The following is a 20,631-nucleotide window of genomic DNA, read 5'->3' as shown; positions in this document are numbered from 1 at the left end:
GAAGCCCCGTACCTGCATTGAATGCAAGGTTACGGGGCTTCTTGCCATCTCCAACTATGCTGTCGATTGGGGAAGTTATCCTAATGGATACGCCATGACACTCATCAAAGCCAATTCAGGCTGGGTCGTGTCCAAACGGCTGTACTGGACGATAACGGGGATGTTGCTCGAAACCGTAATCGCATAAGGCACGCCCGGCGGAATAGACTGCTCCCCGGATCGTAGCGATGCAGTCCGAATATGCTTCGTCCTTCTTGCTGGCACTTCAGCGACCATACCTTCGAGTGGTTCTCTGTCTTCAAAATAAATCGTGATGTGCAGCTCCGCATCCGCGGCACTGGTGTTCAGTACACAGATGCTCTCATGACTCTCCAATGTGCCCCGGCTCTCCGGGGGAATATAACCATCCGGAATAACCCAGTAGGCGTGGCCTGTAGCTGCTGAAACATTCTTCCTGGCAGATGTGCCTAATTCTGTCTGGTCAGGTGTCATTGAAATACATCCTCCTTTTTTTTCACGAGTGCAATATAGGTTAAAAATCAGTGGGCTCGCGGGGCAGTCGCTTCGGTGGGCGGATCGGGCTGTGGACCGCTGTTGGCTCGGAATTTCTTCTATTCCCCCTCAGCAGGGGAAATCCCGCTCCAAAGGCGGACGCTTCGCTCCCTTTACCCGATTCCGCCCTCCTCCGCTGCTACGCTCGCCTGTTTTTTAAAAGATTATTGCCTTCGCTATTCGTTAGGCAACTTTTGCTGGCTCGTTACTTCGTTTAACTCGCTACAGCTTTTAAACCCTGAATAGCTCGCTGGGCAGTCGCTTCGGTGGGCGGATCGGGCTGTGGAACGCTGTTGGCTCGGGATTTCTTCTATTTCCCCTCAGCAGGGGAAATCCCGCTCCAAAGGCGGACGCTTCGCTCCCTTTACCCGATTCCGCCCTCCTCCGCTGCTACGCTCGCCATTGGCTTTTAAAAGATTATTGCCTTCGCTCTTCGCTGGGCAACTTTTGTTGGCTCGTTACTTCGTTTAACTCGCTTCGCTTAAATACAGACACACAGGACTTAAAATCCTGCGGGAACTTATCCCCTAGAACAATAGAATTAGATCCTCTACTGATACTAATTACCGCAGATACATCTGCAACGGTTGCAATTGCAACTCGCGTATGGCTTCTGCCACCTGCTGGGCAAGGCGGCGGGCGCCGCGTTCCTGAAAATGTGTGTTATCCTCCACGCCTGAGGGGAAGTTCACATACTCGCCTGGAAGTACCCACATAAAGTCGTCCTTAGTGCCTTCTACGCCTGCCTGCTCGAACAGAAGACGGCTGCGCTCAGCCAGATCGATCAGCGGAACATCTTCCTCTTCGGCAAGCTCACGCATGGCGATGATATAATCGCCGTGGGTATCGGTCAATGTGCCATCATCCGCAAAATAGCGACGATGCACCGGGGTTATGAGCACTGGACGAGCCTCGGCTTCGCGTGCAGCGTCGATATACTTTTTCAAATATTCCTTATATGTTGTGAATGGGTCCGTCCCACGTTCAGGGTCCGGCTTCTCATCGTTATGTCCAAATTGAATAAATAAAAAATCCTCTGGCTTCATTCGCTCCATAATGGCGCTCAATCTGCCTTCATTGATGAAACTGCGGGAACTTCGGCCTGACTGGGCGTGATTATCCACTGCCACATCATGTTTGAACTGCGCTGGCAATAACTGGCCCCAACCGCAATACGGATATCCACTTTCCGGCTGATCTGTTACGGTTGAATCCCCAGCAAGAAATACGGTCATGGTCTGATTCGCAAGGGTAATCTCTAACGCATTGATTCTCGGTGCAGGACCGGAGAATGACAGACGAAGTCTGCCGCCGCGAACAACAACCGAGAATCTAACCTCTGCGTATTGTCCGGGAAGTGTGCGAATGGTTGGCAGTACAAGCCTGCCTTCACCAGCTTTCACGCGGGTCATTGTCTCAGCCAATTCATCCCCTGCAACAAGTAATACTTGGTAGGTTCCGTCGGGAACATCCACGATGAACGATGCTTTGAGCGGAATACAGAAGCCTGAACGCAATCGGGCAGACATGGTTGTCTGCCCCGGATTGTTATGATGTTGTTTCGTGGGATCCGACACATCGTCATCACCGCTCCGTTGTTTCTCATACACCAGAGATCCTGCCTCGAATCCGTATCCTCCGCGTTCTTCATATGCGGTTGTTGCAGTTACTTTCAGATAATCCCCTGTCTCATCTGCTCTTCCCGAGTCTGGTCCAAAGTTAAACTTCCAGCTGGTCACGGACACTGCCTGGCCCTCTGCCGCTGCCCCCATGGCAACGGCCTGACTACCTTGAGCTTTATTCAAAAGCGATAACCTCCTTGGTTAACTTTTGTAAACGTTCATTCGGGCGAAGATACGAAGATACAGTGAATCCGGCTTATCCTTTCAATCCGCTGGTGCTCATCCCTTGAACAATTTGTTTTTGGAAGATGAAGAACACAGCTACAACCGGAACCAGACTGACGATGGACATGGCGAACATTGCACCCCAGTTGGAAGCAGATTCGCTATCGAGGAACATTTTCAGCGCCATCGACACGGTGTATTTATCAGGCGAGTTCAGGTACAATACCGGACCGAGCAGATCCTCCCATCTCCAGTAGAAGGAGAAGATGGCTGCAGTCGCCAGAGAAGACTTGATCAGCGGCATAATAATCTGGATATACAGTCTGAATTTGTTACATCCATCGATGGTTGCTGCCTCATCCAGTTCCTTCGGAATCGTTCGAATGAACTGTACCATCAGGAAGATGAAAAACGGCATTCCGAAGAATGTAGGGACAACAATTGGCAAGATAGTGTTCAGCCAGCCGAGCTTCGTGAAAATGATGTACTGAGGAACCAATACCACGTCATGTGGCAACATCAGTGTTAACATCATCAAGGAGAACCAGAATGTACGTCCCTTGAAGTTAAGTCTGGCAAAACCGAAAGCGATCAGCGATGACGATATCACAGCACCGATGGTAGATATCACTACGATTACAAGTGAGTTGGTGATGTAATCCATAAACGGTCTTCCAGCTGTGCCTTTCCAGCCATCCACATAGTTGCTCCAGATCCACTCCGCAGGAAACAGGGTATCCGCTGTGACAAAGATCGTACGGCTTTCCTTGAATGAACTGAATAGCATCCATAGGACCGGATAGAGCATCAGGAGGGCAAGAGCTGCAACGAACAGGTGATAAACGGGCCACTTTACATTTCTCCAAACCATCGTTACTTCCCTCCTTCAGATTCGTAGAACACCCAGTACTTGGATGTCAGGAAGACAGCTACCGTGAGTATACCGATCATGATGAGCATGATCCAGGCCATTGCCGAAGCATAACCCATGTTGTTAAACATAAACGCCTGACGGAACAGATACAGGGAGTACAGCATCGTACCGTCCATTGGACCGCCTTCGCCTTTGGAGATAATATAGGCAGGTACAAACGTCATGAATGCTCCAATCGTCTGCATAATCATATTGAACAGGACGATCGGGCTAAGCAGTGGCAAGGTGATGCTGAAAAATTTCCGTATAGGATTCGCGCCATCCACACCTGCTGCCTCGTACATCTCAGTAGGGATATTTTTGAGACCAGCCAGGAAGATCAGCATGGACGAACCAAACTGCCATACAGACAGTGAGATGAGCATAACCAGGGACGCATTCGGGTCACCAAACCAGCTGATAGGCCCGATCCCGATTGCCGTTAGAGCACTGTTGATAACACCCTCATTACTGAAGAGGTTACGCCACATAATGGATACGGCCACACTACCACCGATAATGGATGGCAGGTAATACAGCGTCCGGTACGTTCCAATCATACGAGAGCCAGTGTTTAGGACCATCGCTACGAAGAGGGCAAAGATCAACCTTAACGGTACCCCAATGAATACATACAGAAACGTCACTTTGACCGAGTTCCAATATTTCGGGTCATCAAAAAACATTTTGGTGTAGTTATCAAGACCAATCCACCGCGGAGAAGTAAACAAGTTATAACTCGTGAACGACATATATAAGGACACAAACATGGGGATGAGTGTGAAGCCCAGGAATCCAATAATAAACGGGCTTATGAACGCATATCCAGTTAAGTTTCTACGTAACGACGAATACTGCCTCAATGGAACGAACCTCCTTCATGGATCAGCTTGCTCCCTCATCCTTGCTTCGGGTTATCTGGACGGGGAAAGGCCCTCGCATTCGCGAGTAGCCCCATTCCCGACCATCCCTGAAGTGGGACGAGCAAGCCATCATTCAACTGTTATTTATTGTTCGCAAGTACAGATTCGGCGTTCTTGCGGAATGTTTCTGCTGCCTGTTCAGGTGTAATTTTGCCAAAGTTCAACTCTTCAACCACATCTGCCAGAGCAGAGATTACTTCAGGTGAACCAACCGGTGGCGGAGAACTCATTGGTGAAGCCTTTGGCTCCATGGCTGCTACGAATTCAAAAACCTGTTTTGTTGCGTCACTCAGCTCAGGTGCGATAGCTTCTTTGATTGCTCCTGAAATTGGCACACCGCGCTCACCTTTGATCAGTTTGTTCGCTTCCACGTCATTCACCCAGAAATCAATGAATTTAGCCGCTTCTTCCTTCACTTTGGAGTTGGACGTTACACCCCAATACATACTTGGTTGCATATATAGTCCTTTTTCCATATCCGGTCCTGGCATTGGAGCGATTTCGAGTGGACGGTTCGCCACCTGTTGCAAGGCTACGAACTGGTTGGACCATTGCCATACGCCAATTCCTTTTTCCTTCACGAGATCTGATTCCTCAATAATGCCTTTGGTTTGGTTGGCTACATCCGGCGTAGGTGCTGCACCCTGCTCGATCATGCGGCGCATAAGTCCGAAGAACTCCACAAACAATTGGTCATCATCATAACCAAGGCCAGTTCCTTCTGCATTGTAAAGCGAATGTCCTTTGGTACGCAGGAAGTAATGGAAGAAGATATCAGGAGCTACCCCTCCATCCAAATACAGGCCTTTCTCTGCGGCTTGTTTGCCCAGTGCTTCGTATGATTCCCATGTCATATTTTCAGGCATAGCTTCTGCTCCCGCTTTTTGAAGCAAAGCAGGGTCATATTGGAAGCCCAGAACGTTAACACCGGCAGGTACGCCGTATTGTTTGCCGTTAATTACACCTGTGCTAATAACGTTCTCGGACACATCGTCCACTTTGATCTGATTGCCCAGATAAGGCGCTAGATCCTCAAGCTGACCATTCTGTGCATATTGGCTGATGTAGGAAATATCCATCTGAACGATGTCAGGCAACTGATTTGCAGCTGCTTGTGGTGCAAGCTTTTTCCAGTAATCATCAAATGAAGCATATTCCACGTCGATTTTGACATTCGGGTTTTTCGATTTGTACAGGTCAATGACCTTCTGTGTATATTCATGCCGTGCATCCGAGCCCCACCAAGCGATCCGCAGGGTAACTGAGTCATCTCCAGATGCTCCTTCAGTTCCTCCACCTGAGCTACATGCCGCTGTAAACACGAGCAAAGCAGCCATCATCAGGAATATTGCCTTTTTCACCATGCCAATCTCCCCTTTTATGTTGATATGGTTGTGTGAACGAGTTATCCTTTTGTTTCTGATAACGCTTTCACAAACTTGTTAATGTCATTTTCGCAAATGTACGACCAGAGTTGAATACACAAAACCGTCTTGTTGGTTCAAAAAACAGAGGAGGACAACAGCCTCCTCTCGGCGCTGTTCGTCCTCCCCAGACATGAATTACATGATTGGTAGTCCATTGTTATATGCCGATTCTGCGGAATTCCGTAGGTGTCATACCGGTCCACTTTTTGAACACCTGACTGAAATATTGTGAATTCCCACCGAATCCGAACAATTCAGCAAGCTCGAATACTTTCACATCCCCGCCTCTGCGAATATGGTCACATGCGCGTTCAATGCGCAGACGATTCACGTAATTGGAGAAATTCTCGCCTGTGACTTTTTTGAAAATCTTACCCAGATAATCTGGATTCATATACAACATCTGATGGGCGACTCCATTGAGCGAGAGATCTGCCTCTCCATAATGACGATCCACGATATCCATCATCTTCTCCACGGCAGAAGACTGGCGACTGATATGGTTTTTGTAATAACCGGAAGTTAATCGGGCTGCACTGCTTGCAACAAAAGACTTCAAACCAGATAACGTATCGATATGCGGCAGTTCTGCCATACGCTGGGTGAATTCCGTTGCCTCCTCAGGTGGACAGACATGAACCATCGCCGAGTACAGCTGCACTACGTAAGAGCGAGTCACTTCAATTTCCAGCTGCTGACGTGATAATAGATCAAACAGACGATCCACCTCTACCGCTGTTTCCTCGGTATTGCCCGATTTGATCAACTGACACAGTTGCTCCGCATCCTGCTCTACGTGCACGCCGTCGCATTCTCCCGCCAGTACCAGATCATTCTTCGTGATCAGCTTGCCTTCACCGATAAAAAAGCGATGGTTCAGATACTGCAATGCCTCACGAAACAACCGCCGGGACTGGATCATTCGATCTGCTTCACTCAGCGCAGCGGTCACTTCCAATTTATATAGTCTGGTGAATGCAGCCCGAACCTCTTCAATACTTTCTTTCAGTCCGGCCGGATCAGCTGAATCCGCAAGCAGGATGAGGAGTTTGCCTTCAATGGTCGTGCTTAAAAGGACATGTGGGAGCAGGTCACTGGCAATGTTTTTGATCGCAAATAAGTGACTGTAATCATGTTCATCTACAATTCGGAACAACAGTAACCGAACTGCGTTCTCTTCAAGCTCCAGATCAAACAGCTCCTGATAATACTCCAGATCAACCGGCCCATAGGTGCGGTTGGTCATGAACTCCAGCAGAAATTGCTCCTTCACATGTGGAAGAACACGCTGCAATCGCTGTTTCATCTCACCGGCAACATGCTCCTTGACCTGGGCATCCTGATGCTCCTGCAACAGTTCAATTAACGCTTCATGGATCTGATTCTCGTTGCAGGGTTTGAGCAAATAATGCTTCACACCATATTGCATCGCTCTGCGAGCATATTCGAACTCCTTGTAGCCGGATAACATTATGAAACGTACTCCCGGGTATGCTTCGGATGCCTTCTCTATGAGACCGAGACCATCCAGACCTGGCATGGAAATATCCGTAATAATAATATCGGGTCGCGACTGCCCGATTTTGTCCAATGCTTCAATCCCGTTCCTCGCCGTATCCACCAATTCCGTTCCTGCCGCAGCCCAATCGACCACTTGGGAAATCCCCTCCAGAATGACACGTTCATCATCTACGAGCATCACTTTGTACATCGTCATCGTCCTCTCTGATCCAAGGTATGCTGATCGATACTACAGTTCCTGATCCGGGCTTGCTGCTCATCACCATTCCACCTTCATCACCGAAGGTCAGTCTGATTCGTTCCTGGATGTTAGATAACCCAATGCCCTGTCCTCTTGTCTGAATACGTCCTTCGTGTAGTTGTTCCAGGAATTCCGGTGTCATCCCCGGACCGTCGTCCTCGACTTCAATAATCACCTTATCTCCCTCTGCTCTCGCCCGGATCCGAATCCGGCAAGGGTCAATGCTTGGTTCGAGTGCATAATGTATGGCGTTCTCCACCAAAGGCTGTAATGTTAACTTCGGTATCCGTGCCGTTCCTACCTCCGGGGCAATTTCCATGTCGAAATCCAGTCTTTCCTCAAAACGCGTGCGCTGAATCGTCACGTAACTGCGGACAATGTCCAGCTCTCTTTCCAGCGTAATCCACTTCTCGGACATGTTCACAGAGCTACGCAGCAGAAATCCGAGGGCCTCAACCATTTCCGAGATCTGTCGTTGCTTCTGTACTTTAGCCAGCCAGTTAATCGATTCCAGCGTGTTGTATAGAAAATGTGGATTAATCTGCGCCTGAAGCGCTTTCAACTCAGTCTCACGAATCACCAATTGCTTGGCATAATTCTCATCAATCAATTCACGTATTCGTTGAAGCATCATCTTGAATGTGCGATGCAGCAGCCCAACCTCATTCTGTGGAGATATCGGAACATTGCCAAGGGCTGCCTCCTCCAGCTTATCCAGATCACCTTTTTCGATATTACGCATCTTTTTGATCAACTGCGCAATCGGGTGTGTAATACTGCGAGAGAATCTCGCTCCAATGATAAGCGCCGCCAGAAAGATCATGATGAAGATCACCGTGACCAACTGTTTGACAAACTGGATCTGTTTAAACATCTGGTCAAACGGGGTTGTGTACAAATAGGTCCAATCCGTATAGGAAGAATGCGCACGAGCTACAAAGTGTCTCCCATGCTCAAACATGGCAATTCCGTAGGGCTGGGTGCGCTTCAGTTCAGACTCAATCTCGGCTTCACTGACGCCTGATTCTGTTGGATAGATCACTTCTCTTCCATCGGTAATCAGTAGTTGGGAGTCCTCAGCCGGTTCTTGCATCTGATCCTGTACAATTCGGTCCAGCCGGACGCGGATGATCAGTGTACCGAGGTCCTCCAATGTAAATGCTCCGCCAATAAAGGATTTTACCTGTCGGACCGACAAAAGCCTGGACTGTTTATCCCCACTGGTATGCCAGGCATTGGAGCCCGAGTATTGCTGTCCCAGTGCAACCAGTTCCTTTTGCTTCGACTCCGAAATCCCCTCCCGATTGCCTGCGGCCATAACGTTATTATCATTATCGATAAATAGCATGGAATAGACGTATTTTTCGGAACCGGCATAAGCGACTAACCTGTTGGTAATTTTTTTACGTAATCCATTTTTCTCGTAACCCGTTTCGGCCTTTTTCAGTTGGAGCAGATATTGCTGAAGCGGCTCGTCCGACATTACCTTGAAGGAAAGATTAGAAATTTCACGAAGTTGATTCTCAATACCTACCGAAGACATATTGAGGACCTGCGAGGATTTCTCATAGATCTGACGGTCATAGATACTGAACACATATCGCAGTACGGACGCATAAAACGTAAAGCTGATTAACATCAAAAGTCCGATGAGAAGAATCGTTTTGTGATGAATCGGCAGTGTTGTGAAAGCGTTCTTAATTTTGTTCATCCTAAGCGCTCCTTTGGCTTTCGAGGGGTGCCTGTCATGCTATAGGTTAGTGGTTTTATTGTAAGTTATTTTCATATTTACACATCCATTGGTCATCTGACAAGATATATTTATGCAACATTTCAGGTCATTAGAGAAGGTATACATCTGTGTCAGCAACTCAAAATGAACACAAAACAGCCAGAATACCTTGAACAGATCAAGGTATTCTGGCCGTTGAATAACATCATGTTAAAGTATGAAATACAATTTACGGGTTAACAAACACAGTTTTCAGCTTCGCTACATATTGCACATCAAAGCCAAGACCTTCAGCCACCATGGCAAGTGGTACATATGTTTTGGACTCTTTGCCTACCTTGTTCAAGAATGCAGGTGTATCCACAGTAACCGATGCTCCATTTACCTTCACAGCATTGGCACCAATCTTCACAGCAACTTTCCGGTCTCCATATGTAATGGTTGCGGTTGAAGTTTTGTTATCCCACACCGTAGTAGCACCAACAGCGTTCACGATATCTTGGATCGCCACAAAGTTTTTGCCGTTACGGATAATCGGCTTGTACGGAGTATCTAATGTTTTGCCACTCACAATAATGTTCATCGGCTCACCTGTCGCAGGTGCAGTCAGCTTGGTGTAATCTCCCCAGATCGTTTTGGCAAATACTTCGGCAATGGCCGCATATCCAAATTGATTCGGGTGGAAATCACGATCTTTAATCATATGTGTCATCGTGCCTTCACCACCCACAAACTCCTTGGCGACGTGTGCGACTTTGACATCGGTACCTTGAGCAGTGAATTGTGCTGCAATGCCATCAATGGTCTGTGTGAAACCTTGGGATGCCTCCATCAGTTTGGCATAGAGTGCTTTGCCTGCTACTTCTGGCATCGGTTGATACTGGTCGGCGATGACAATTGTAGCTGTTGGATTAATTTCATGGATATCGTTAATCGTTGCACTAACATTGGCTGTATAGGTTGCGAGTAATTCTTTTACCTTGGCTTGCAGTTCCTGATCACTCAGTTTGTCTGCTGTACCGAGAAGCTCCGATACGTCATTTCCCCCAATGGTAATTGCAACCAGATTGGCCTGTGCTACACTCTCACGGATTGCAGCAGTATTGGCTCCGATCTGTCCCGCTCTTGGATCAGGAAGACTTGGTTGAATGGCTTCAGAAGTCAGCGTTTTGCCATCCTTAATTGCAGTAGTGAAGTTTTTCAGGCCACTGGTTTTCAATCCGGCAATCCCGTAGTTGTCCACCTGTGTACGTCCATGCAGCAAACCCTGCTCATGCAGACGTTCTACATAACCATAAGGCAATTCTTTTGTGTTGGGCTCATAACCTACCGTTATGGAATCTCCCAATGTGACGATGCGGAACTCCTTAGTTACGGCTACTGCATCCTTCTTCGCTGTCAGCGAAGTCTCGTTTGTACCCGCTGGCAATACACCGGTTTTGTTGTCAGCCGCGTGTGCAGGCAATGCAGATGATGTAAAGAGCAGCATTCCTGCCAACATGCTTACCGTTAAACCGGCAGCTGTATTTTCCCATATACGTTTACGCTTCATTCAGGTAACACTCCTTCTCGTGAATCTATAATTACACTAAATGTACGTGTTCAAAAAGGTCGGTTTTCAGTACCGAGAAGATGGGATGAAGCTAGAAATGGAGTAGCGGAGCGTAGGAAAACTACGTGAGCAACGGACATTTCGGCTGAATTCCATATTCGATGCTGATGATGCCGTTAGGCATCCTTCGTAATCAAAAGCGGACTTTTTGAACAACCTCACTAATATATAGTACATTGGTCATTCCAATGACATTGGTTGGTGTTACTCTATTCTATCATTTTAAAGTAGGTGTTGTCCTCTCTACTGAGAGCACACATGAAATAACAGACTCCCTGGAGGGGAGCCTGTTACTGGTTAAGCTCAGCTATGACGTTCAGTGATTCGTTAAGATTGCGGCTTATTCGAATCTTCAGCAATCGAATGACCCTTGTCGCTCTCCGGTTTGTTCCCGGTAGCTCGCTCCAGATACCGATCATAACGATCATCCACTTCGCGTGCCAACTTCCGGTACTTTAACGTTTCCTCGACGATTGGATCACGTTCCGTCTGGATTCGCACTTCATATTTGGGAGGAATCAACTGGCGTTTACGCTGATCGGTGTCGCCGGACTCTTCCATGTCCCCTTCCGTCAGCATATCACTGAGCCGTCGTTCCAGTTCTTTGGATTCATCCATTGTTCTCGCTCCTTTAATTAAAGTCATACCTGTGTTAACCATACTATTGGACGTCCACTTCGCTTCTTCAGATGCTTTCTGTCCCCACCGTTAATGTACAATTAAAAGTAATTAAAGCATGGATGAGTTGAATAAACTCACTCCAGACCGGTAGCCTTCGCTTCCTTCAACACATCCGTCAGTGCATCATGGATGTTGCCATTGCTGGCAACGACATGATTTACAGACAGTTGATAAGGTGTTCCAATGGTATCGGTCACCTTGCCGCCTGATTCTTCAACCAGCAGCGCACCTGCTGCAATATCCCACGGTTTTAATCCAACTTCGGTGTAGGCGCTGAGACGTCCTGCTGCAACATACGCCAGATGAAGGGCGGCTGATCCACCAGCACGCAAGTTACGAACTTGCGGAGCAAGCGCCTGCACAGCGGCCATATTCAGTGGCAACGCAAAGGTTGTGTCTGCCGGGAATCCAACCGCAATCAGGCTCTGAGCCAGTTCCTGTTCACCAGATACAAGCATCCGGTTTCCGTGAACATATGCTCCTTTCCCTTTTTCCGCAACAAACATCTCATCACGGGAAGGATCGTAGATCACGCCAACAATGACTTCACCATTGTGAGCCAATGCGATGGACACCGAATAAAACGGGAATCCGTGTACAAAGTTCGTCGTTCCATCCACAGGATCAACAATCCACAGAAATTCTTCTTCCTCAGCCTCTTTCAGTGCTTTTGCCGAAGCTTCCGGTCCCGGTTCGACGCCTTCTTCACCCAGAATGGCATGGTGGGGAAAATGCGTAAGAATCAGGCGGCGGATCATCTGCTCCGCTCCTTTATCCACTTCGGTCACCAGATCTTGGGGTGAATATTTGGTGCCAAGTTCAGCTACCGTCCCAAGACGGCTTTTGATCCATTCGCCAGCTTTGGAAGCTGCATTAATGGCAACGGCAGTATAGCTTTTGCTTGTCACGACATAAGGTGTCTTTTCCTTCTCATTCAAAGCGTTCACTCTACTTTCTATATCAATCTACGAAAAGTTGAAATACTTGTTAAAAGTATACGCCCCACAGGTCGTAAAGTTTCTCGTTGCCCAGGCCCCTTTTGGCACTACGGATGAATGATGACGGTAGACTCGTCCACCCACTCCACACCCTCTTCGTGATAGAATGCCAGCTTCTGCATCAGTTGTACAAGTGCCTCATCTTTGCGTTTAGCCTCGATCATCACGTCAAGCCTCGGGGTATCTGCTGCGATATGACGCAAGAAATCGAGCACAGGCTCTACCTCCACACCATCAGCATGACCTCGCAGATCCTTCTCGCTCTTCGGACTGGAGACATGGATTTTGGGTGGCAATGGCTGATCAGCCGGTGAATCTGCCTGGGCAAGCGGTGACTGCCAGGTCTTTAGAATATCAGGCCACAGATCCCATGCCTGTTCTCCTTCGTTGTTCACCCAATGGTGATGGATATCAAGTACCATGGGCAATCCCAAGCGCTGGCACACGGCAAGTGTCTCAGGCGCATTGAACGTTTTGTCATCATTTTCGAGTGTCAGCCGCTCCTGGATGTCCCGATCCAGCTTCAAAAAGTTTTCTTCAAAACGAAGCGCCGCCGAAGGCTTGTCCCCGTATGCACCACCAATATGTATATTGTTCTTGGCAGTGGCATTCAGCCCCATGGCATCCAGCATCCGAACATGATGACGAAGGTCGCGAATCGAGTTGTGCAGAACTTGCTCGCGGGGGGTACTAAGTACGGTAAAATGATCCGGATGAAAGGACACACGCATATGATTTTCCTTCACAAAATCACCAATGGCCGCAAAGTCCTGCTTCAGTGCCGGGAACGGGTCCCAGTCATTCAGGTCTTCATGTGTTGCCAGTGGAATCAATTTGGAAGAGAAGCGATATACATGAATATGGCTACCCTTGTTATGCCTGAGCAAACGTAATGTATTGTGCAGGTTCTCGGCTGCAATCCGTTCGAGCTTGCGGATCGCTGCTTCCCTGTCATCGATTTTGTTAAAACTCGACATGGTCATGGTCCGGGAAGGCGAGGCGTTCTCTATAAGCACGGACATTGCCACGTAACCAAAGCGTACGAGCATGAATCTCTTCCTCTCTATTAGGGCGGAGAACCCGCGTGGTATATTCAGCCGTCAGGATGTACCGTCACTGTATATAACCAAGTTTTACCCTAAAAGAGTGACCATAATCGTATTCTGGCAAATCCGTCCTTCCGACCCGCACTTACAGTCAACAACTACTCCTGTGCTTGCTCTCCAAAGAACATTTCATCCGCAAGGGCAGTCTGAATGCGTGATTCTTCCTCAGTCAATTTGCGGATGAGTTGCATCTCCACCTCGGTTACCTCTTGCCCCTGGAAGTTGATCTCCGCAATGGAAACCACGATCTTGACGATGGCTACAGCCACGTTATCCGGTGTGTATGCAATCACTTTCTGGCCGGTAGGAAATACCCGGAAGCCCTGTTTGACCATTTTGCCGCGTCCGTATTCAAGCAGTTCGAACAGCTCCTGCTCATTCTTGAACTTGCATACGGAATTGAATTCAGTCTGAAATCCCATGCATATCCCTCCTGATCTTGTGGTCGCAGGCTACGCCTGTACGCCGTTCTCGTAATTCAGTGCCTGCTTGCGGTTGTAACGCTCCAGTGCCAGTTCAATCATGCGATCCAGCAGTTCGGCATACGATACACCTGTCTCACGCCAAAGAAGTGGATACATGCTGTATGGTGTGAAACCAGGCATGGTGTTGACTTCATTAATAAGCAAGGCGCCGTCATTTTTCCGAATGAAGAAGTCGGCACGTGAAATACCGTTACCTTCAATCGCACGGAACGCCTGCAAAGCTGCCTCGCGAATGCGGTCTGCGGCCTCTGGGTCCAGTGGAGCTGGAATCAGCATCTGTGATTGACCATCAATATACTTGGCCGCATAGTCATAATACTCACCGGAGGATACAATCTCGCCTGGAACGGAAGCCATTGGCTCGTCATTGCCGAGGACGCTGACCTCAACTTCGCGGGCTTCAACGAACTCCTCAATGACAACCTTCGTATCATACCGAAGTGCGAACTCGACAGCTGTCTTCAGCTCATCGCGGTTACGTGCTTTGGAGATGCCTACACTGGAGCCCAGATTCGCCGGTTTGATAAAACATGGATACCCCAGCTGATCTTCGACTTGTACGATCATTTCGTGCTCTGTCTGCTTCCATTGTGTCGCGTTAAAATACGTAAAGGCACATTGGTCAATGCCAGCCTGTGCAAACAGCTTTTTCATGACCACTTTGTCCATGCCGCCAGCCGAAGCCAGTACACCTGCACCTACATATGGCATATCCGCCATCTCGAACATGCCCTGAATGGTGCCATCCTCTCCAAACGTACCATGCAGCAGTGGGAACATCACGTCCAGTGCTTCTGCTCCGCCATACAAACGGCCAAACAGGGCGTTCAGCGCATCCTGCGTTCCACCCGCCGATTGCTCCAGCTTCAAGTCTTCAATCTGCGCGAACGGCGCATGCATGACAGGTCCTTTTTTCCACGTCCCCTGCTTGGAGATATAAAAAGGAACCAGTTCATACTTTTCATAATCAAATGCGTTTGTTACAGCAAACGCCGTTTGCAGCGACACCTCATGCTCGCCCGATTTTCCGCCGTACACGACGCCTACTTTTAATTTATCCATACTCATGTGTACCCTCCGATTATCTGTGCCTGATGCTGTCATGTTTGCATGCTCAGCACCCTTGTTATTCTGCTTGCGTTATCTGGTCTTATTTTACACGGAACTGGATGTCTGCGTCACCGCATCCCGAAAATCTTTCGTCATCAAAACTCATCTGCAATATGAAAAAGCCGGTATACCGTCCGCTCCGTCCAAGCGTAAGAATCCCGGTAATCCCAAAATCGGTGACGGCTGCTAACCGTATGTGCGTTAACAAGCGGCATGCCGCCCGCATCAAACGCGGTCACAACGGTGCTGTGCTGAAATCGTCCATCTCCATCCCAATCGTAGAGAATAACATCACCGAGCATCAGCTGCTCAGGACGCTCCACTTCTGTCGCGGTCAGACCCCAGCTGCTGCCTGACAAATAACGCTCCAGACTGTTGGAAACTGCCCAACTGTAACTCCACATTTCGGAGCCGTTCACATACCCTTTATACCACCAGCCGGCTTCTCTTCTACCAGTATAGTGGATGGGTGCGCCCCCTGCAAAGAGACATTGGGACACGTAATTGGTACAATCCACATCAAATTCCTCAAATGCCGGATTTCCCGCATTCCACCACCGATCTGCATAGGCAACTGTCAGATCTCTGCGATATGACTGTTGCCGTGAGCTTCTTCCTTGACCCAACACTTCCCGATTCAGCAGCGGCCGATTCATCGCCTGTACAAAATCAGCTTGTTGAAACGGACGTCCTTCCCCAGCAGGGCGACGCTCCGGCACTTCCCGTTCGACCCGCCCAATGATCCATCCACCACTCTGCCGCAGAAAGGTTAACCGCTCCCGCTCAATCCGGTCCTCCCGGTGGGTGATCCCGCTCTTCTCGTAGAACAGTCTGCTGTACAACTGTACATCCACCACCGCTTCTTCCTGGCCATCCATAAGCGTGCGAACAAGCTTGGCGCTGGTCTCGCTGCGAAGAGGCACGGCGCGCCGCTTACGATACCATTCGTCCAGCCTTGCCATACGCTCTCCCCGTTCCACCACGAAGTCAGGATCGGTAACGATCCGTTCGCTGGTCTGTGGACGGTAGTCGATCTCACAGCGATTGTACTGGTTCACGTAAGTATATAAGGCACTCTTCCATTCCCGTTCCAAGCCTGTGTCCCCCTTTGGCATGAGTTCTGTCTGGAATATTTCATTGCGTATATAAACTCCTACTATTCATATGAAAGGGTCTTCGGTTGTATGTACACGGCTCAGGAGGGAGATCCGAAATTCGGCAAATACAGGTACACGAGATATCTTATTCCTGCTCACTTCACGAAAACGCCTTCATCGGTCCAAAAGCTTGCTTGATCAGGCAAAAAGACCTTTACGTACGGAGGTGAAAACGGTATACTTAAAACTAAAGTTATGATTATGAAATTACGTTTCATCTGATGAAACTAACACACAAGAACACGGAACGATGAAGGCCTGTTCTTCACCTAAATGAACGTTTTCTTCATCTCACCGACACATCCCAAGGAGGTACATGTATGTCAGCAAAGAATCATTTCTCCGCCGCTCGCAGTCTTGAGGTTGGAGGCAAGTCTTACCGCTACTACAGTCTCGATGCTCTTCAGGAAAACGGCCACGGCGATCTTTCCAGGCTTCCTTTCTCCATTAAAGTGTTGCTTGAAGCAGCAATTCGTCAATTCGACGGACGTGCCATCACCGAAGAACACGTAAAACAACTGACCGGCTGGGCAGATGGCCGTGACAATAACAAGGAAATTCCATTCATCCCTGCACGTATTGTTCTGCAGGATTTCACCGGTGTACCGGTTGTCGTTGACCTCGCTGCAATGCGTGATACTGTAAAAAAAGCAGGCGGCGATCCAAAACAGATCAACCCGCTCGTACCGGTCGATCTCGTTATCGACCACTCTGTTATGGTTGATGCTTTTGGTACCAACGATGCACTTGATTACAATATCAAAGTTGAGTTTGAGCGTAATGAAGAGCGTTACCGCTTCTTGCGTTGGGCACAAACGGCGTTCAACAACTTCCGTGCAGTTCCACCATCCACAGGGATCGTTCACCAGGTTAACCTGGAGTATCTGGCTTCCGTGGCAGCAACAAAAACCGTTGACGGCGAAACAGTTGTATTCCCGGATTCCCTCGTAGGTACAGACTCCCACACCACCATGATTAACGGACTTGGCGTTGTTGGTTGGGGTGTTGGTGGAATCGAGGCCGAAGCAGGTATGCTGGGCCAACCGCTATACTTTGTAACACCGGACGTTATCGGTTTCAAACTGACAGGCAGCCTGAGTGAAGGGGCAACAGCAACGGATCTGGCACTGACCGTTACCCAATTGCTTCGTAAAAAAGGCGTTGTTGGTAAATTCGTAGAGTTCTACGGACCAGGTCTTGCCAACATCGGTCTGGCTGACCGTGCAACAGTAGCCAACATGGCACCAGAGTATGGCGCTACCATCGGTTTCTTCCCTGTTGATAGTGAAACGTTGAACTATCTGCGTAACACTGGCCGTCCTGACGAGCAGGTTGAATTGGTTGAAGCTTATTACAAAGCTCAAGGCATGTTCCGTACTTCCAGCACCGTTGATCCTGAATTCACAGATGTGATTGAACTGGATCTCGGCTCTGTTGTACCAAGTCTTGCCGGACCAAAACGTCCACAGGATCGCATCGAGCTGACACAAATGAAAGAAAGCTTCAACAGCATCATCCGCACACCTGTAGATAAAGGCGGCTACGGTCTGAGCGATGAGAAAATCGAACAATCCGTACCTGTGAAGCATCCGGACGGTTCTAACAGTGAACTGAAGGCAGGCGCTGTTGTGATCGCGGCGATCACAAGTTGTACGAACACTTCGAATCCAAGTGTTATGGTTGGAGCGGGACTACTGGCGAAAAAAGCAGTTGAACGCGGCCTGACCAAACCAGGATATGTGAAAAGCAGTCTGACACCAGGTTCCCTTGTGGTTACCGAGTATCTGGAAAAAGCAGGTCTGATCACGTATCTCGACAAACTCGGATTCAACGTTGCCGGCTACGGTTGTGCAACATGTATCGGTAACTCCGGCCCACTGCCGGACGAAGTGAGCGAAGCTATTGCTGAGAACGATATGACCGTAGCGGCTGTATTGTCCGGTAACCGTAACTTCGAAGGCCGTGTGCATGCACAGGTTAAAGCCAACTACCTGGCATCACCACCACTCGTTGTGGCATATGCACTTGCGGGTACAGTGAATATTGACTTTGAAACCGATCCAATCGGTTATGATACGAACAATGAGCCTGTATTCCTGAAAGACCTCTGGCCTACATCCGAGGAAATCAAGGATACCATCGCAAGTTCCCTGAACGCTCAGATGTTCCGCAACAAGTACGAGAATGTATTTACAGCCAATGAGCGTTGGAATTCAATTTCTGTACCGGAAGGCGAATTGTACGAGTGGGACCCGAACTCCACGTACATTCAGAATCCTCCATTCTTCCAAGAGCTTGGCGACAAGTTGAACGATATCGCAGATATCCGTTCTGCACGTGTTATGGCATTGCTTGCAGATTCCGTAACAACGGATCACATCTCGCCAGCAGGTAATATTGCACCATCCAGCCCGGCTGGATTATACCTGAAAGAACATGGCGTAGAGCGCAAAGACTTCAACTCCTACGGTTCACGCCGTGGTAACCATGAAGTAATGATGCGTGGTACATTCGCCAACATTCGTATTCGTAACCAGGTGGCTCCGGGCACCGAGGGCGGCATCACGAAGTACCTGCCAACGGACGAAGAAATGTCCATCTACGATGCTTCCATGAAGTATCAGGATGAAGGACAGAACCTGATCGTTATCGCTGGTAAAGAGTATGGTACAGGAAGCTCCCGTGACTGGGCGGCAAAAGGAACATTCCTGCTCGGCGTCAAAGCCGTTATCGCAGAAAGCTTCGAGCGGATTCACCGTAGTAACCTGGTCGGCATGGGCGTAATGCCATTGCAATTCCAGGAAGGTCACGGCTGGTCCAGCCTTGGTCTAAACGGACGTGAAACGTATGACATTACTGGCCTCAGCAATGATGTGAAGCCAGGACAAGAGTTGAAAGTTACCGTAACTCGTGAAGACGGTACACAGTTCGAATTCCCTGTCATCGCTCGTCTGGACAGCATGGTTGACGTGGATTACTACCATAACGGCGGTATCCTGCAAACCGTATTGCGTCAAATGATGAAAAAAGCTTAATGATATAAATCATTAATGTGATGAAGTTATACAAAAAAGCTCCCCACCACGTGCTAGTGCACGTGGTGGGGAGCTTTTTTGGCTTTGCTTTTTATAATCGGGATACGTTTAAAAATCAATTTTCAAGCCAACTTCCGAATCATCAGGTGGCTCAGCTATACGATATATACCTCTGCAGTTTAGTTTCTCTACGTTAATCCAGTCTACAAACTCATCTCCTCCGTAGCATCTTACAAAAACGGCATATTCCAGCTCACCCTCATAATTAATGGACTCTATGTATTCTGTGAATGGATGTTTCCCCTCTATACTCTGCAAAAAATCTGAAAATTCAATTCTCCACTCTTCCATCTTCTCTGCATATTGATCGGGGACATAATAGTAGAATCCATCTGGTGTATAATACGAAATTTTCATTATCATCTTGCAGACCTCCTATCAGTATGTCGGGTAACGGTCTAGAGTTTCAAAATTTCTATACCTTCTTTTAGAAATGATGAGACAAGCGTATGATATTCAATTCCATATGCTAATTCCTCTTTGGTTTTATGTATCAGATAGTAGGAATATTTCTGCATCAACTCATGCTCGTCTAACTCAATGGGAAGGTTAATAATCTCAACGTCTTCCGAATTAAAATGATAACGATACCCTCTTTCTGACCTTCCTACGTTCATCACTGTTTGGATGACCATTAATTCATCACGTGTGACACTATTTATTAAAGCTGATCTTCTCTTTTCCATACCAAGTATGATCTCTTCAGCCTGTTGATCAATCTTAGCTTCAGCAATTTCAGTTTCAATTTGCATAATGGCTTTCATTGTTCCTGCTAGTTGTATAGCTAATGAATACAATGTATGTCCTCCTTTTTTATAAGGGATAGGTACTAACGCATCATCTCTACTTTACCTCATTTGCGATGTTACTCGCAAAGTTCACTGGTCCTATGCTAAATTCGATACCTTATGAAACAATAAAAAAAGCTCCCCGTAACGTGCAATCTGCACGTTACGAGGAGCTATGGTTTCAGTATGTGTGTATTCTCCGTTGCTTCGAGGCCAAACTGCCTTTTAATGCCCAATGTGATGTGAGGCTTGATCTAACAGTTGAATCGTACCCATGATCAGAAACAGACACGACAGAGCAATTAACGAGCCTCCAACCCATCTAGACATGATCACTCGCTCCGTAATCTGTTTTTCCGAAGCATCCGTTACCTTGTGTGGATACACGAGAAACATTAGCCCTGCGCTAATGAACAGTACAGCCATTATAATCAAGTTGTTCC

Annotated in this window: 18 protein-coding genes; 1 reads left to right on the top strand and 17 read right to left on the bottom strand. The window is 48.1% G+C overall.

The window, feature by feature from the left end; all coding sequences use genetic code 11:
• Positions 1 to 75 precede the first annotated feature (75 nt).
• The 14 genes from AC4E8D_RS03780 to AC4E8D_RS03715 all read right to left on the bottom strand — a co-directional run bounded on the left by AC4E8D_RS03780 (position 76) and on the right by AC4E8D_RS03715 (position 16,263).
• Positions 76 to 492: a sensory rhodopsin transducer gene (locus tag AC4E8D_RS03780; protein WP_221825748.1), complete on the bottom strand. Its 417-nt coding sequence runs from the start codon at positions 490 to 492 to the stop codon at positions 76 to 78.
• Positions 493 to 1,115: 623 nt separating this feature from the next.
• Complete coding sequence (locus tag AC4E8D_RS03775) at positions 1,116 to 2,324, bottom strand: rhamnogalacturonan acetylesterase (RefSeq protein WP_445252502.1); 1,209 nt, start codon at positions 2,322 to 2,324, stop codon at positions 1,116 to 1,118.
• A 106-nt stretch (positions 2,325 to 2,430) separates the two neighbouring features.
• Complete coding sequence (locus AC4E8D_RS03770) at positions 2,431 to 3,270, bottom strand: carbohydrate ABC transporter permease (RefSeq protein WP_091039044.1); 840 nt, start codon at positions 3,268 to 3,270, stop codon at positions 2,431 to 2,433.
• A gap of 2 nt (positions 3,271 to 3,272) precedes the next feature.
• Positions 3,273 to 4,175, bottom strand: a complete 903-nt coding sequence (locus AC4E8D_RS03765; protein ID WP_047841423.1) for a carbohydrate ABC transporter permease — start codon at positions 4,173 to 4,175, stop codon at positions 3,273 to 3,275.
• A gap of 140 nt (positions 4,176 to 4,315) precedes the next feature.
• Positions 4,316 to 5,599, bottom strand: a complete 1,284-nt coding sequence (locus tag AC4E8D_RS03760) for an ABC transporter substrate-binding protein (protein ID WP_221818698.1) — start codon at positions 5,597 to 5,599, stop codon at positions 4,316 to 4,318.
• A gap of 220 nt (positions 5,600 to 5,819) precedes the next feature.
• Positions 5,820 to 7,373, bottom strand: a complete 1,554-nt coding sequence (locus AC4E8D_RS03755; RefSeq protein ID WP_490205870.1) for a response regulator transcription factor — start codon at positions 7,371 to 7,373, stop codon at positions 5,820 to 5,822.
• On the bottom strand, positions 7,348 to 9,135 hold the full coding sequence (locus AC4E8D_RS03750; protein ID WP_490205869.1) for a cache domain-containing sensor histidine kinase: 1,788 nt from the start codon (positions 9,133 to 9,135) through the stop codon (positions 7,348 to 7,350). Before AC4E8D_RS03750 ends, AC4E8D_RS03755 begins: the two co-directional genes overlap by 26 nt.
• 250 nt (positions 9,136 to 9,385) lie before the next feature.
• Entirely contained in the window at positions 9,386 to 10,708 is a 1,323-nt protein-coding gene (locus AC4E8D_RS03745; protein WP_339306755.1) for an SGNH/GDSL hydrolase family protein, read from the bottom strand.
• Between the two features lie 387 nt (positions 10,709 to 11,095).
• Positions 11,096 to 11,413, bottom strand: coding sequence for a hypothetical protein (locus tag AC4E8D_RS03740; RefSeq protein WP_490205868.1), 318 nt, complete (start codon positions 11,411 to 11,413; stop codon positions 11,096 to 11,098).
• Positions 11,414 to 11,523: 110 nt separating this feature from the next.
• Entirely contained in the window at positions 11,524 to 12,387 is an 864-nt protein-coding gene (locus AC4E8D_RS03735; protein WP_445252501.1) for an inositol monophosphatase family protein, read from the bottom strand.
• A gap of 107 nt (positions 12,388 to 12,494) precedes the next feature.
• Entirely contained in the window at positions 12,495 to 13,496 is a 1,002-nt protein-coding gene (gene uvsE, locus AC4E8D_RS03730) for a UV DNA damage repair endonuclease UvsE (protein WP_074093415.1), read from the bottom strand.
• Positions 13,497 to 13,651: 155 nt separating this feature from the next.
• Complete coding sequence (locus tag AC4E8D_RS03725; protein ID WP_036614107.1) at positions 13,652 to 13,975, bottom strand: hypothetical protein; 324 nt, start codon at positions 13,973 to 13,975, stop codon at positions 13,652 to 13,654.
• Between the two features lie 30 nt (positions 13,976 to 14,005).
• The gene (locus tag AC4E8D_RS03720; RefSeq protein ID WP_036614110.1) at positions 14,006 to 15,106 is read right to left on the bottom strand and encodes a D-alanine--D-alanine ligase; all 1,101 of its coding nucleotides are present in this window, start codon (positions 15,104 to 15,106) and stop codon (positions 14,006 to 14,008) included.
• Between the two features lie 137 nt (positions 15,107 to 15,243).
• Entirely contained in the window at positions 15,244 to 16,263 is a 1,020-nt protein-coding gene (locus tag AC4E8D_RS03715) for an amidase domain-containing protein (protein ID WP_339306749.1), read from the bottom strand.
• 362 nt (positions 16,264 to 16,625) lie between these two features.
• On the opposite strand from AC4E8D_RS03715, the gene acnA reads away from it, so the two are divergent.
• A complete protein-coding gene (gene acnA / locus AC4E8D_RS03710) occupies positions 16,626 to 19,340 on the top strand; it encodes an aconitate hydratase AcnA (RefSeq protein WP_036614112.1) in 2,715 nt (904 codons plus the stop codon).
• 108 nt (positions 19,341 to 19,448) lie between these two features.
• On the opposite strand, the gene AC4E8D_RS03705 is transcribed toward acnA, so the two are convergent.
• From AC4E8D_RS03705 to AC4E8D_RS03695, 3 genes are all read right to left on the bottom strand, one after another.
• Positions 19,449 to 19,763 carry a hypothetical protein gene (locus AC4E8D_RS03705; protein WP_221818691.1) on the bottom strand — a complete coding sequence of 105 codons (315 nt, stop codon included), beginning with the start codon at positions 19,761 to 19,763 and terminating at the stop codon, positions 19,449 to 19,451.
• Positions 19,764 to 19,798: 35 nt separating this feature from the next.
• Positions 19,799 to 20,197 (bottom strand): hypothetical protein, encoded by a 399-nt coding sequence (locus AC4E8D_RS03700; protein ID WP_221818690.1) that lies wholly within the window; start codon positions 20,195 to 20,197, stop codon positions 19,799 to 19,801.
• A 216-nt stretch (positions 20,198 to 20,413) separates the two neighbouring features.
• Complete coding sequence (locus tag AC4E8D_RS03695) at positions 20,414 to 20,623, bottom strand: hypothetical protein (protein WP_074093413.1); 210 nt, start codon at positions 20,621 to 20,623, stop codon at positions 20,414 to 20,416.
• Between the last annotated feature and the right edge of the window lie 8 nt (positions 20,624 to 20,631).

It is taken from the genome of Paenibacillus sp. SRL342, from assembly GCF_984798905.1.
Note: the sequence above shows the minus strand (reverse complement) of the source record. Positions and strands in the feature narration are given on the sequence as shown.